The 12,297-nt window shown below is 68.9% G+C and carries 14 protein-coding genes and 1 pseudogene; 7 read left to right on the top strand and 8 right to left on the bottom strand.

All coding sequences use genetic code 11. The features are described 5' to 3' along the window. Nucleotides 1-6 precede the first annotated feature (6 nt). The 4 genes from fabD to IEY82_RS29240 are packed head-to-tail and all read right to left on the bottom strand — an operon-like array spanning nucleotide 7 to nucleotide 5,027. Nucleotides 7-2,241 carry an ACP S-malonyltransferase gene (gene fabD / locus IEY82_RS29255; RefSeq protein WP_189127474.1) on the bottom strand — a complete coding sequence of 745 codons (2,235 nt, stop codon included), beginning with the start codon at nucleotides 2,239-2,241 and terminating at the stop codon, nucleotides 7-9. 15 nt (nucleotides 2,242-2,256) lie between these two features. Then, nucleotides 2,257-2,982 (bottom strand): enoyl-CoA hydratase-related protein, encoded by a 726-nt coding sequence (locus IEY82_RS29250; protein WP_189127473.1) that lies wholly within the window; start codon nucleotides 2,980-2,982, stop codon nucleotides 2,257-2,259. Beyond that, nucleotides 2,973-4,190 carry a hydroxymethylglutaryl-CoA synthase family protein gene (locus IEY82_RS29245; protein WP_189127472.1) on the bottom strand — a complete coding sequence of 406 codons (1,218 nt, stop codon included), beginning with the start codon at nucleotides 4,188-4,190 and terminating at the stop codon, nucleotides 2,973-2,975. The genes IEY82_RS29250 and IEY82_RS29245 overlap by 10 nt, the downstream gene beginning before the upstream one ends. 3 nt (nucleotides 4,191-4,193) lie before the next feature. After that, the gene (locus tag IEY82_RS29240) at nucleotides 4,194-5,027 is read right to left on the bottom strand and encodes a DUF6039 family protein (RefSeq protein ID WP_189127471.1); all 834 of its coding nucleotides are present in this window, start codon (nucleotides 5,025-5,027) and stop codon (nucleotides 4,194-4,196) included. A gap of 145 nt (nucleotides 5,028-5,172) precedes the next feature. On the opposite strand from IEY82_RS29240, the gene IEY82_RS29235 reads away from it, so the two are divergent. After that, a complete protein-coding gene (locus IEY82_RS29235) occupies nucleotides 5,173-6,444 on the top strand; it encodes a cation:proton antiporter (RefSeq protein WP_225262630.1) in 1,272 nt (423 codons plus the stop codon). A gap of 111 nt (nucleotides 6,445-6,555) precedes the next feature. Here IEY82_RS29235 and IEY82_RS29230 read toward each other — a convergent pair whose 3' ends face one another. Beyond that, a complete protein-coding gene (locus tag IEY82_RS29230) occupies nucleotides 6,556-6,933 on the bottom strand; it encodes a hypothetical protein (RefSeq protein WP_189127470.1) in 378 nt (125 codons plus the stop codon). Further along, nucleotides 6,930-7,172, bottom strand: a complete 243-nt coding sequence (locus tag IEY82_RS29225; protein ID WP_189127469.1) for a hypothetical protein — start codon at nucleotides 7,170-7,172, stop codon at nucleotides 6,930-6,932. Before IEY82_RS29225 ends, IEY82_RS29230 begins: the two co-directional genes overlap by 4 nt. 90 nt (nucleotides 7,173-7,262) lie before the next feature. Here IEY82_RS29225 and IEY82_RS29220 point away from each other — a divergent pair, with 90 nt between their 5' ends. Next, nucleotides 7,263-7,457 (top strand): hypothetical protein, encoded by a 195-nt coding sequence (locus IEY82_RS29220; protein ID WP_189127468.1) that lies wholly within the window; start codon nucleotides 7,263-7,265, stop codon nucleotides 7,455-7,457. 24 nt (nucleotides 7,458-7,481) lie between these two features. On the opposite strand, the gene IEY82_RS29215 is transcribed toward IEY82_RS29220, so the two are convergent. Then, nucleotides 7,482-8,725, bottom strand: a protein-coding gene (locus tag IEY82_RS29215) for an IS3 family transposase (RefSeq protein WP_189127467.1) whose coding sequence is annotated in 2 segments (ribosomal slippage) — nucleotides 7,482-8,443 and nucleotides 8,443-8,725 — 1,245 coding nt in all. Because the reading frame shifts where the segments join, the coding sequence is not laid out codon by codon here. Nucleotides 8,726-8,788: 63 nt separating this feature from the next. Here IEY82_RS29215 and IEY82_RS29210 point away from each other — a divergent pair. From IEY82_RS29210 to IEY82_RS29190, 5 genes are all read left to right on the top strand, one after another. Further along, nucleotides 8,789-9,151: a hypothetical protein gene (locus IEY82_RS29210; RefSeq protein ID WP_189127466.1), complete on the top strand. Its 363-nt coding sequence runs from the start codon at nucleotides 8,789-8,791 to the stop codon at nucleotides 9,149-9,151. After that, entirely contained in the window at nucleotides 9,144-9,755 is a 612-nt protein-coding gene (locus IEY82_RS29205; RefSeq protein WP_189127465.1) for a hypothetical protein, read from the top strand. Before IEY82_RS29210 ends, IEY82_RS29205 begins: the two co-directional genes overlap by 8 nt. Nucleotides 9,756-10,416: 661 nt before the next feature. Then, a complete protein-coding gene (locus tag IEY82_RS29200; RefSeq protein ID WP_189127464.1) occupies nucleotides 10,417-10,752 on the top strand; it encodes a PadR family transcriptional regulator in 336 nt (111 codons plus the stop codon). Next, complete coding sequence (locus IEY82_RS29195; RefSeq protein WP_189127463.1) at nucleotides 10,749-11,165, top strand: DUF1048 domain-containing protein; 417 nt, start codon at nucleotides 10,749-10,751, stop codon at nucleotides 11,163-11,165. Before IEY82_RS29200 ends, IEY82_RS29195 begins: the two co-directional genes overlap by 4 nt. Next, complete coding sequence (locus IEY82_RS29190) at nucleotides 11,162-11,926, top strand: ABC transporter ATP-binding protein (protein ID WP_189127462.1); 765 nt, start codon at nucleotides 11,162-11,164, stop codon at nucleotides 11,924-11,926. Before IEY82_RS29195 ends, IEY82_RS29190 begins: the two co-directional genes overlap by 4 nt. Nucleotides 11,927-11,973: 47 nt before the next feature. On the opposite strand, the pseudogene IEY82_RS29185 reads toward IEY82_RS29190, so the two are convergent. Continuing rightward, nucleotides 11,974-12,297, bottom strand: a pseudogene (locus tag IEY82_RS29185) (RNA-guided endonuclease InsQ/TnpB family protein); the annotation flags it as partial.

The following is a 12,297-nucleotide window of genomic DNA, read 5'->3' as shown; positions in this document are numbered from 1 at the left end:
CGGCCGTCAACCGTCCTTGGACAGGTCGCGCAGCCGGGCTTCGAGCAGCCCGGCCGCGGCCTCCATCAGCCGGTCGGCGATGACGTCCACGTGCCTGGCCCGCCAGTCGGCCAGCTCGGTGCCCGCGACCCACCGGTTGAACGCGCCCATCGCCGGGCCGCAGTGGACCTGGTAGTCCACCTCCCGCCCGGCCTCGCCGCGCAGCGCCAGCCTGATCGTGTGCACGAAGTACCAGCGGAAGACGAGCGCCATCCGGTGCTTGGGGTCGCGCTCGGCGCGGGCCAGCTCGCCCGGTCTGCGCGCGGCCAGGAACGCCCGCGTCTCCTCCCACACCTCGTCGAAGGATCGGCGGAAGAACTTGTCCTGGATCGTCCGCCTGGTCTTCTCGTCGATCTCCTCCAGCGAGCCGTGCCGGCGGTAGAGCTGGTAGAGCTTGTTGGCCCGCGCCGGGAAGAGCGTGCCCTTCCTGGCCACCTGCACCTGCGCGCCCAGCTCGAACATGTCGCCGGCCGGGGCGTAGGCGGTGTCCTGCACGTCGAGCCCGGCCAGCAGGTCCTTGACGGCGTCGGACGTCCCCGCCTCCGGCGTGCACTGGTTGACGCTGCCGGTGACGATGAAGTCGGCGCCGAGCACGAACGCGGCGGCGGCGGCCTCCGGGGAGCCGATCCCGCCCGACGCGCCGACCCTGATGCGCCTGCCGTAGCCGTGTGCGGCCATCTCCTCGTCGCGCAGCCGCACGATCGCGGGCATCAGCGCGTACGGTGAGCGACCGTCGGTGTGTCCGGCCGAGTCGGCCTCGACGCAGATGTCCGCGCTGACCGGCAGCTCCGCCGCGACCTCGGCCTCGGCCGCGCTCAACGCCCCCTCCCGTACGAGCCTGTCCAGGACGGCGCGCGGCGCGGGCCGCATGAAGGCGCTCGCGACCTCGGGCCTGGAGACCTTGGCCAGCACGTGCCGGACGGCGACCGGCCGGCCGGAGGCGTCACGGTGGGCGCCGCTGTAGCGGTAGCGCACGAGGGGCGCGGTGACGCGCGAGTAGGCGGCGGCCTCGACGTGGCGGACGTCGCGCCGCAGCAGCAGGTCCACCGTCTCGCGTTCCAGGCCCTCCTCGTCGAAGCCGTAGAGCAGGTTCACGCCGTACGCGCCGTCCGGCCCGAGGGCACGCTCGATCCGGTCGAGCGCCTGGCCGATCTCGTCCAGGGTGAGCCCGCCCGCGCCGAAGAAGCCCATCAGCCCGGCCCGGCCCATCCTGATCACGAGGTCGGCCGACGCGATGCCCTTGAACATCGACCCGGCCAGGTAGGCGTGGCGGACGCGGTAGTCCGCGCGGAACTCGGCGGAGCCGAGCGCGATCCCGGAGTCGCGGGCCGGGACTCCGGAGCCGAACGCGCCCCCGGAGTCCCGGGCCGCCGGCGTCTCGACGGGATGGCGCCGGGTGACGTCCCACAGCTTGCCGAGCACGTCGCCGGGGCCGATCTCCTCCAGCTCGCGCACGCCCTGGCCCATCAGGTAGCGCAGGCCGTCCAGCCACCTCACCGGGTTGCAGATCTGGCGGCGCAGCAGGTCGGCCGCCTCCCCCGCCTGGTACGGGCGCGCGGTCACGTTGGAGATGACGGGCACCCGCGGCTCGGCGATGCGGACGCCGTCCAGCGCCTCGGCGAAGGCGGCGGCGGCCGGCTCCATGTAGCGCGAGTGCGAGGGGACGCTCACGCTCAGCGGCACCCACTTGCCGGGGGCGCGGCCGCTGAGCGAGTCGAGCTCGTCCTTGGGCCCGGCGAGCACCACCTGTTCCGGGGAGTTGTAGTTGGCGATGTCGACGCCGGTGCCCGCCAGCAGTTCTTCAAGCTGTTCCGGCTCGGCCCCGAGCACCGCCGCCATGGTGCCGCCGGCCGCCCCGGACATCAGCTCCCCCCGCCGCTTGACCAGGGCCAGCCCGGTCTCGAAGTCGAAGCAGCCGGCCGCGAACAGCGCCGTGTACTCGCCCAGGCTGTGCCCGGCCAGGTAGTCCGGCCGGCCGCCCTCGTCCTGCCGGGCCAGGAAGCTCAGGGCGTTGACCGTGAAGAGGGCCGGCTGCGCGTAGCGGGTCTCACGCAGCCGCACCGGGTCGTCGCACAGCTCGGCGACGGAGTAGCCGAGGATCTCGTCGGCGCGGGCGCACAGCTCGGGGTACCTCTCCAGGACGCCCGCCCCCATGCCCTTGCGCTGCGACCCCTGCCCGGGGAAAACCCACACGACGGACATCAGGCGTGTTCCTCTCTAGCGTTCCCAGGGGAATCTCTTCTCGGTCGCGTAGTCGACGAGCCGCCGGCGCACCTCGGGGTCGGACATGAGCCTGCCGAACTCCCCGACCGCCACCCGCTCGGTCTCGTCCGAGACGATCCACAGCTCGCGGAAGTAGCGCTTCATGTCCGTGACGATCGACCGGTCCAGCTTCGTCAGCCGGTATGCCAGCCGCCGCACGAGCGCCTCGGAGTCGTCCGACACCTCGTCCACCAAATGGAAGGCGGCGGCCTCCGCGGCGCTCACCGGCTGGGTGCTCAGCGTCATCGCGTACGCCTTCTGGAAGCCGGTGCGCCGGATCAGGAACGGCAGCACGCAGCACGGCAGCAGCCCCCACAACGCCTCGGGGAGGCTGAACGTGCTGCGCTCGCTGGCGAAGACGAAGTCGCTGGCCGCGGCCAGCCCCACGCCGCCGCCCGCCGCCCGGCCGTCCACCCGCGCGACCACCGTCACCGGCGTCTCGGTGAAGCGCCGCAACAGGCCGTAGAACGCCCGGCCGCCGTCCGCGACGTCCCCGACCGCCGCCTCCTCCAGGTCCATGCCGGTGCAGAAGACGCCGTCGCCGCCGCCCTCCAGCAGGAGGATGCGGCAGCCGGGCGCGCGCTCGGCCTCGTCCAGGGCGGCGCCGATCTCCTTGACGACGCGGTCGTCGATCGTGCCGCGCCGCAGCCTGTGCCGCATCGTCGCCGACGTCAGCTCCATCTGTACTCCCGGTGGAAGTCCGCGATGCGGTCCAGCACCAGCAGGCCGCGCCCGCCGAAGGCCTCCTCGTACAGGTCGCCGTACGGCTTGGGGTCCAGCACCGCGTCCCGCACCCCGAACGCGCGGTCGGCGCTCAGCTCGGTGAGCGCGTCCAGCTCCTCGACGGTGATCCCGCGCCGGTCGTCCAGCGCCTCGGCGATGCCGCTGCGCCCCTGGGCGGGGATCACGCCGCTGAAGAACTCCGACGCGCAGCCCGACCCGTACGAGAACAGCCCCGCCCGCTTCGGCGCGTCGAAGCCGCCGTGGTCGATGAGCGAGCACAGCGCCAGGTAGAGCGCGGCCGAGTAGGTGTTGCCCACCCGCACCCCGTAGGCCAGGGACGGCGCGACCCGCGCCTCGAAGTCGGCCTCGATCTCACGCGGCCCCAGCCCTTTGAGCTTGCGCAGCAGCATCCGGTGCGCGCCCTTCACCATGCCGGCGAACGGCGTGTGCAGCGCCAGGTAGTCGAAGGTGTCCACGATGTCGGCCCCGGTCACCCGCCGCTCGTAGACCGCGAAGCACTCCTCGACGCAGCGCATGTACGCCAGCAGCGACAGGTCGGGATCGACCGCGTCCGTGTCGTGCCGCGGCCGGGCCGTGTCCATCACCTCGAAGGTGTGGTAGCCGTTGGCGCCCGGATCGAGCCGCAGCACCCGCGCGTCCTCGCCGACCAGCATCGCCACCGCTCCGGCGCCCTCCGAGGGCTCCCAGTAGGTGGACTTGGCCGTGCCGCTGGCCGCGTCCGTGGCGATGGCCAGCGCCTTCACCCCGGGGATCGGGCTCGCGCCGACGACGGCGGCCGCGCTCTGCAGCGCGGCCGTCCCGCCGTAACAGGCGTGCTTGACCTCGAACGACCGGCAGGCCGGGTTCAGCCCCAGATGGTGGTGGATGTACGTGCTGATCGGCTTGCCGAAGTCGAGCCCCGACTCCGTGCCGACGACCAGCAGCTCGATCCGGTCCCTCTCCTCCGGGGTGAGCGCGTCCACCAGCGGCCTGGCGGCGTTCACCGCGTTGGTGACCGGGTCCTCGCAGGGCAGGTTGACCGAGCGCTGCTCCATCATCAGGTTGCCGAAGCGGTTCACGTCCAGGCCGCGCGCGTCGAACAGCGCGCGCACGTCCGTGTACGCCCGGCCGACGTACGCGTTGATCGCCTCGATCCCGAGAGCCATGGGCTAGGGCACCATCAGGACGTCGTTGATGCTGGTCGGCACGAACAGCCGGTCCCACTGCCCGCCGCCGTGCCGCTCCGGCACCCGCTCCACGCCGTAGACCTCTTCGCGCATGCCGTCGCCCCGGTCCACCTCCTGCACCGCCTGGTAGTCGTCCAGCTCGCGCAGGTGGATGAGGGCGTGGATGCGGTCCTGCTGCCCCCACGTCTGCTCGTAGATGTAGGCCGTGGCCCGGCCTTCGAGGCTGTTGTTGACGTACTGCGACCAGTCGTAGAGGAACTGCCGTCCCTCCTCGCGCAGCTCGTAGCGCACGTCGGCGCTGCGCAGCACGATCGCCCCGGCGGTCGCCGAGTTGAGCTGCTCCTTCTGGGTGGTCTGGTGCGTCGCGGGCGGCACGAACGTGCCCGGCACGTCGTGCACGTCGTCGGTGAACCCGTGCTGCGGACACATGATCGTCTCGCGCAGGCTGCCGTAGACGAACATCTTCTCCCAGTTGCCGCCGCCCTTCTTGGGCAGCCGGTCCTTGAGCGAGATCTGCTGGAACGCCTCGTCGTGGTCGACCATGTCGAGGAGCTTGCTGTACTTCTCGGGGGACTTCATGTGCACGAACCAGTGCAGCCGCTCGCGTACGCCGAAGACCTCCTCGTAGCAGAAGGTCGTGGCGACGCCGGCCTGAGCGCGGTTCATGTAGTCGAGCAGGTCGACGCTGAAGTCGCGGCCCTCGCGGGCCATGCCGTACTCCAGCATCCCCACACGATGGATGATCAAGCCTGCGTTGCCCGAGTGCAGCAGCTGCTCGGGGGGCAGGGTGGTCTGATACTGCGCCGACTTCGTCATGCCCCGAATGTCACCCACGGGCGCGGGGACGTCCGCTCAATATTGAGCAGGCCCCTTGCAGGCGTCCACCCCTGGCAGGAGCGCCGGGCTCAATATTGAGCAGCAGGACGCACACCCGATCGGCTTAGCCTCTCCTGTGCCTGACATGCCTCTGGGAGCCCACGAACTGCTGGTCTTCATGCTGCAGCTGGGCCTGCTCCTCGGTCTCGCCGTCCTGCTCGGCCGGCTGTCCGTACGCCTGCGCATGCCCGCCATCGTCGGCGAGCTGACCGTGGGCGTGCTCCTGGGCCCTTCCCTGCTCAACCAGCTGGCCCCCGGCCTGAAGTTCACCCAGCTCCACCTGCTGGACGCGGTCGGCCAGGTCGGCGTGCTGCTGCTCGTCGCCATCACCGGCATCCAGCTCGACTTCGGCCTCGTCCGCCGCCGCGGCTCCACCGCCGCCAAAGTGAGCATCGCCGGCCTGGTCGTCCCGCTGGCACTCGGCGTGGCCACCGGCTACCTGCTGCCCGCCTCCCTCCTCGCCGAGGGCACGAGCGTCACCGTCTTCGCCCTGTTCCTCGGGGTGGCCACCTGCGTCAGTGCCATCCCGGTGATCGCCAAGACGCTGACGGACATGAAACTCCTGCACCGCAACGTCGGCCAGCTCTGCCTGACCGCCGGGATGGTGGACGACGCGTTCGGCTGGTTCATGCTCTCGATCGTCTCCGCCATGGCGACCACAGGCGTACGCACCGGCCAGGTCGTGCTGTCGCTGATCTCCCTCGTCGCCCTCGTGCCGTTCGCCGTGTGGATCGGCCGCCCGCTCGTCCGCTGGACGATGGCCGCCGCCACCCGATCCGCGGAGCCCGGCCCGGCCGTGGCCGTCGCCGTGGTCCTCGTGCTCCTGTCGGCCGCCGCCACGCACGCGCTCGGCCTGGAGGCCATCCTGGGGGCGTTCGTCTGCGGCATCCTCATCGGCCGCTCGGGCCAGGCCGACGCCGAATGGCTGGCCCCGTTGCGGACGATCGTCCTCAGCGTCCTCGCGCCCCTCTTCTTCGCGACGGCCGGCCTGCGCATGGACCTCACCCTGCTGGCCCAGCCCGCCGTCCTGGCCGCGTCCGGCATCGTCCTCGGCGTGGCCATCGTCGGCAAGTTCCTCGGCGCCTACCTGGGGGCCCTGCTGAGCCGGATGAGCGGCTGGGAGGCCCTCGCGCTCGGGGCCGGCATGAACGCGCGCGGGGTCATCGAGGTCATCGTGGCGATGGTCGGCCTGCGTCTCGGCATCATCAACACGGAGATGTACACCATTGTGATCGTCGTCGCGATCGTCACCTCCCTGATGGCCCCGCCGATCCTCCGCATCGCGATGCGACGCGTCGAGATCACGAGCGAGGAACGCCTCCGCCGAGCCGCCCAGGACCAGCTCGTCAAGCCCTGACGCCTCAGAAATTCATCTCCCACGCATACCGGGGACCTCCCTCAAGGTCATCAAGCAACTCATTCGCGTCCACCTGCCCGTCCCTTTTGACGCGCTACCCCGTGACAACCGTCAGGCGCTCGCCTTCAACTGGTGGACGCGCTGCTTGGACAGACCCATGACACGTGCCGTATCCGGCTCCGACCAGTGGCTGGTGAGAACTTTCGCAGCCTTGACGGCCAGTTCCGCGGCGCGCTTGGTATGGGCTTCGGCCAGTTCCTTCTCATGGCTGTATTCGGCCACCAGCATGGCCACGTCGTCGGGCAGGTCGAAGACGAACTCCACGCCAGGAGTGTTCGCCGGCCAGGCCCAGGCATGGATCTCCGCCAAGTCACGCTCCAACTGTGACAAGGAGCCGGCCAGGCCAACTCCCTCTACCTCGCCGGTGGGGCAGCGCGACACCCACCGGTCGTTCTCATAGGTGATGACATAGGTGATCGTCTTACTCATCGACTCATCCTTTCTGTGACCGCCTCCAGGCGCTTGAGGGCTTCGCGAAAGAGCTCGGGGTCGCGATCCGGATCGGCAGGGATCATGACGGGAACCGAGATGATGCCATCCTTGATCACACGCAGCGCGCACATGTCACCCTCAAGGTGATACAGCCAGTCAGCTGTGGCGCCTGCGGCAGCCACTATTGCCGCCACTTCGGCGAGCTGCCGCATGTGTGGTGGAAGGATCTCGGCCATACCGATGATATTACTCCGCTAGGAGGTAGCCTCCTAGCGGAGTAGGAGCGGAACTCTGGGTGACATCTGATCCCCCGAAATCGGAGCATCGTGACAAGTCGTAACAAGTTCGACCAGTGGTCGTATTTCGAGGAGCGAGGCCTGACAGACAGGTTCGCGGGCTCATGGGTCGAGGCGCCCGACCACCGCGCGGTGGTCGCTGCGCTGCGGGCGGAGGAGGAGACACTCGCCTGTGACCTGAACCAGGCGCGGCGATGGTACAGCTCCTACTCAGACGAGGACTGAATCGCCCCGACTTTGATGGAGACCTCAACGGTTGATTCCGACGGGTTGGCTGGGTTGATGTTGAGCGTAGTGGAGAGCTTCGAACTCCTCGGGTGGCAGGTGCCCGATCGCTGAGTGCAGGCGGGTGGCGTTGAACCAGTCGACCCATTCGGCGGTGGCCAGCTCGACGTCGGCCAGGCTGCGCCAAGGGCCGCGAGGCTTGATCAGCTCGGTCTTGTAGAGGCCGATCTGCGATTCCATCAGGGCGTTGTCGAGAGCGTCGCCGACGGTGCCGATGGAGGCGTCGATCCCGGCCGCCAGCAGATGCGTGGTGAACCGGAAAGACGTGTATTGACTACCGGCATCGCTGTGGTGAATCAGCCCGGCTTCAACGGGTCGCCCGGTGCGCTCGCGTCGCCACAGGGCCATGTCCAGGGCATCCAGAACCAGGCTGGTCTGCTTGGACAGCGAGGCGGCCCAGCCGACGATCGCCCGTGAGTAGACATCGACCACGAAGGCCACGTAGACCACTCCGCACCAGGCGGCCACGTGGGTGAAGTCGGCCACCCAGGCGGCGTTCGGCCGGCTTGCGGTGAAGTCCCGGCGCAATCGATCAGTCGCCCGCTCATGGCCGGGGTCGGCCACGGTGGTGCGCACCTTCTTGCCTCGCCGGGCGCCCTGCAGGCCGAGGGCGCGCATGCGCCGCTCGACGGTGCAGCGGGCGACTCGATGGCCTTCCCGCTGGAGCTGGTGCCAGATCTTGCGGGCGCCGTAGACGCCGTAGTTGGCGGCGTGGATGCGGGTGATGTGCTCGTCCAGTTCGGCGTCGCGCAGGGCCCGGGTCGAGGGCGGACGGTTCTTGGCGGCGTAGTAGGTGCTGGTGGAGATGGGGCAGCCGTGCTCGGTCAGGACACGGCAGATCGGCTCGACACCGAACACGTCGGCGTGCTGGTCGATGAAGGTCACGAGTGCGTGTGTGGCCGGTCGAGCTCGGCCGCGAAGAAAGCCGACGCGGCCTTCAGGATCTCGTTGGCGCGGCGCAGTTCGGCGTTCTCCCGGCGCAGTCGCTTCAGCTCGGCTGACTCATCTGAGGTGCGGCCGGGTCGGCTGCCCTCGTCGATCTGGGCCTGGCGGACCCAGGTGCGCAGTGTCTCCGCGGTGCCGATGCCGAGCTTGGTCGCGACGGCGTTGATCGTGGCCCACTCGGTCGGGTAATCCGGCCGCACTTCGGCGACCATCCGCACCGCTCGACGGCGCAGCTCGGCAGGGTAGGGGGACTTACCTGGCATGGACTCGATCCTCTCAAGAGATCAAGTCTCCACCGAACCCGGAGCGATTCAGACATCGTGTGGGTGGCCGAGCAGAGCCCCGGCTGGGTCAAGATGTTCGCTTTATCCGGATTGTCCTTGTGGTCCGTCGTCGACACGCTCCCGCAGCCGGGCGGCCGGGCCTTCTACCTGTCCTGTGACGGGCTCGGCGAAGTCAGCGAACCGGTCTTTTTCAACGGGGACGAGTGGGAGGACATCCCCGCGGATCACTGGGACCGCCCTCGGCAGGAGGGAGCAGATCTCGTCGGTTCCTCTGACCACGCCCAGGAGATGAACTTCTACCTCGCCGCGCCGGCGTACACGACCGGCAGGTTCATCGACGACACGTGGTTCACCACGCCAGGCTTGCTCTGCCGGATCCCGGACGGGGCGTGGCCCCGTGGATGACCAGTGGGAGTTCCTGCTCGGCACCGGAATGGGGCGCGGTTTCACCGGCACCTGGGTCGAGTCGGGCGACACCGATGCCGTGGCCGTCCTGCTCGGCGCGGACCTCGCCTCCCGCCAGGACTGCGACCTCGTGACCGCCATGACCCACTACCGGCCGATGGCCTTCACCGAACGCATCTGGACCGGCCCCCACTCCGACGGCTGGACCCACGCCCTCACCATCAGCGGCCCACCCCCGGTGACCACGGGCCTGACCGAAGCCGGCCTCCGTTTCCTGCAGATCCGCACCATGGACGCCTACGTCCACGATCTCCTCTACGGCGACGGCGTCACGACCGCCTGGGCGACCCAGCGCTGGTACGGCGAGGTCCTCGCCGACCCCGGCTCTATGGTCGAGCCCTACCTCCGGGAAGCCGGGCCGCCCACGAACATCCCGGAGGCCGTGCACTCCGGATCCTGGATCACCGAACCCGAGGACCACAACCGGGTCTGCCTGGAGACCTATCTCTTTCTCACCGGGCGCATGAGCGGCCGGTTCATCGACCGTGAATGGCTGGGCGAGAAGAGAAGCCTCTACACCGTCCCGTTGTCGGCGGTGATGTAGCGGAGCACATCACCCTCGGCGCCCCTGCCCTCTTGGGCAGGGGCGTTCGCCGGCCCACTTGATCGCGCAGTCTGCTCAGTGCCCGTGCGTCAGCAGGAGTTGCTGGCGAGATGTCCAACCTGCGACCGTCATGGTCGCCGGGCCGGTACCCGTGGAAGGCGAGGTGCCGATGCGAATCTTGGGTTGGACGTCACCCCTCCGTGCCCTGCTCAGCAGGGGTCAGGAGTGATGTGACCCGACCGGCGAACAGCAGCGCCCACCCTGACGCGATCAATGCGATGGGCTTCGCCAACTCCGCCAGAAAGCATCCACATCGGGTACACGCCCGTGTCCGAGTAGTACTGCGGTGGACTGTAGAGCAGGCCCCGGACCAGCCCCATAAGACGAGCAGGACTCCTGCGACGATGAAGCCCACCGTGATCACACGCACGTACCCGCATCATAGGCCCACGTGATCACAGAGGCGCGGCGGGCTTGCCTGACCGTCGGCCGGATCAGCGCCGTTCCAGAGCGTCGGCGATCCGCAAGACGGCCCTTCCCGTGATGGTGGACGCCGTGAACAGTTCAGCAATGGCGCACTATTCTGCGTTGCTAAGTACTGGTAGTCAGTGTTACTTTGTACCAGTAGCTAGCGTCACCAAGTAGCTGAAGGGAGGTGCCTATGGGCAAGCTCGTGACGGAGATGCTCAAGGGAACGTTGGAGGGCATCGTCCTGGCGATCCTGTCCGTCCGTCCCGCCTACGGCTACGAGATCACGGCGTGGCTGCGCGATCAGGGCTTCTCCGACATCGCCGAAGGCACCATCTACGCCCTGCTGGTCCGGGTCGAGCAGCGCGGCCTGGTCGACGTGGAGAAGGTCCCGTCCGAGAAGGGGCCGCCGCGCAAGGTGTACTCCCTCAACGCTCAGGGCCGGGAGTACCTCGAAGAGTTCTGGAGGACCTGGAGCTTCCTCGCAGAACGGCTCGAACAGCTCCGCAAGGGAGGCAAGCAGTCATGACGACCGGGTCGAACAAGCCGAAGAGCCGCTACCTGCAGTACCTGGAGATCGTCACCGGGTCATTGGACGAGAAGAAGCGCTGGCGGCAGTACAAGGCGCGCGTCAAGCAGCTTCCCGACGACTACCGCACGGCCGTCGAAGCGCTGGAGCGATACCTGATGCACTTCGGGCCGGCGGACGGCGCCGGTGCGATGGCGATGTTCGAGGACCTGGCCGATCTGTTCGAGCAGAGCGTGGCCGACGGCACCCCGATCCGAGACGTCTTCGGGGAAGACCCGGTGGAGTTCGTCGAGGCGTTCGTGGCCAACTACCCGATCGGCCAGTACAGGGCCCGCGAGCGCAACCGCTTCACCAGCGCCATCGCGCGCGCCGCCGGCGAGAACACCGCGACAGAGGAAAGGACAGACCGATGACGACACAGCAGACCCCGGCGATCCACGTGCATGGCCTAAAGAAGTCGTACAAGGAGCTGCGGGTGCTGCGCGGCGTGGACTTCACCGTGGCACGGGGCAGCATCTTCGCCCTGCTCGGCAGCAACGGGGCGGGCAAGACCACGGTCGTGAAGATCCTGTCCACGCTGCTCAAGGCCGACACGGGAACGGCCCGCGTGCACGGCTTCGACGTCGCCACGCAGGCCGCGGACGTACGCGAGTCCATCAGCCTCACCGGGCAGTTCGCCGCCGTCGACGAGATCCTCAGCGGGCGGGAGAACCTCGTGCTGGTCGCCCGGCTGCGGCATCTCAAGGATCCGGGCGCGATCGCGGATGAGCTGCTCGCCCGCTTCTCGCTCACCGAAGCCGGGGGACGGAAGGTCGCGACGTACTCCGGCGGCATGCGCCGCCGCCTGGACATCGCGATGAGCCTCATCGGCAACCCGCCGATCATCTTCCTCGACGAGCCGACGACCGGGCTCGACCCGCAGGCGCGCATCGAGGTGTGGCAGGCCGTCAAGGAGCTCGCCGCCCAGGGCACCACGGTGCTGCTCACCACGCAGTACCTGGACGAGGCCGAACAACTCGCCGACCGGGTCGCGATCCTCCACGAGGGCCGGATCATCGTCAACGGCACCCTGGCCGAGCTCAAGCAACTGCTCCCGCCCGCCAAGGTCGAATACGTCGAGAAGCAGCCGACCCTCGAGGACGTCTTCCTCACCCTCGTCGGCACGAAGGCATAAGGAGCAATGTTGACCTTCTCCCCCTCGTGAACGCGGGGGATTCTCACGGTCGCCCGTGAGGGTTCCTGCTTCACCGCCGGCCGCCCGCCAGGAAGGAGGACTTCCCTTGAGGTCTTACATCGGCTCCACAGGCGTTTCAGCTCTCCGCCAGCCCGGCGGCGAGAATGTTCCTGGCCGCGTTGACGTCCCGGTCATGGCAGGCGCCGCAGGCGCACACCCAGGTCCGGACGTTCAGCGGCATGGACGGCTGGAGAGTCCCGCACACAGAGCACAGCCTGGAGGAGGGAAACCAGCGGTCCACCACCACGAGTCGCCGCCCGTACCAGCGGCTCTTGTACTCCAGCATGCCGCACAGCTCCCGCCAGGACGCG

The organism is Nonomuraea cavernae (assembly GCF_014646355.1).
Taxonomy (GTDB): Bacteria; Actinomycetota; Actinomycetes; order Streptosporangiales; family Streptosporangiaceae; genus Nonomuraea; species Nonomuraea cavernae.
This window is presented reverse-complemented; position numbering and strand designations above follow the sequence as displayed.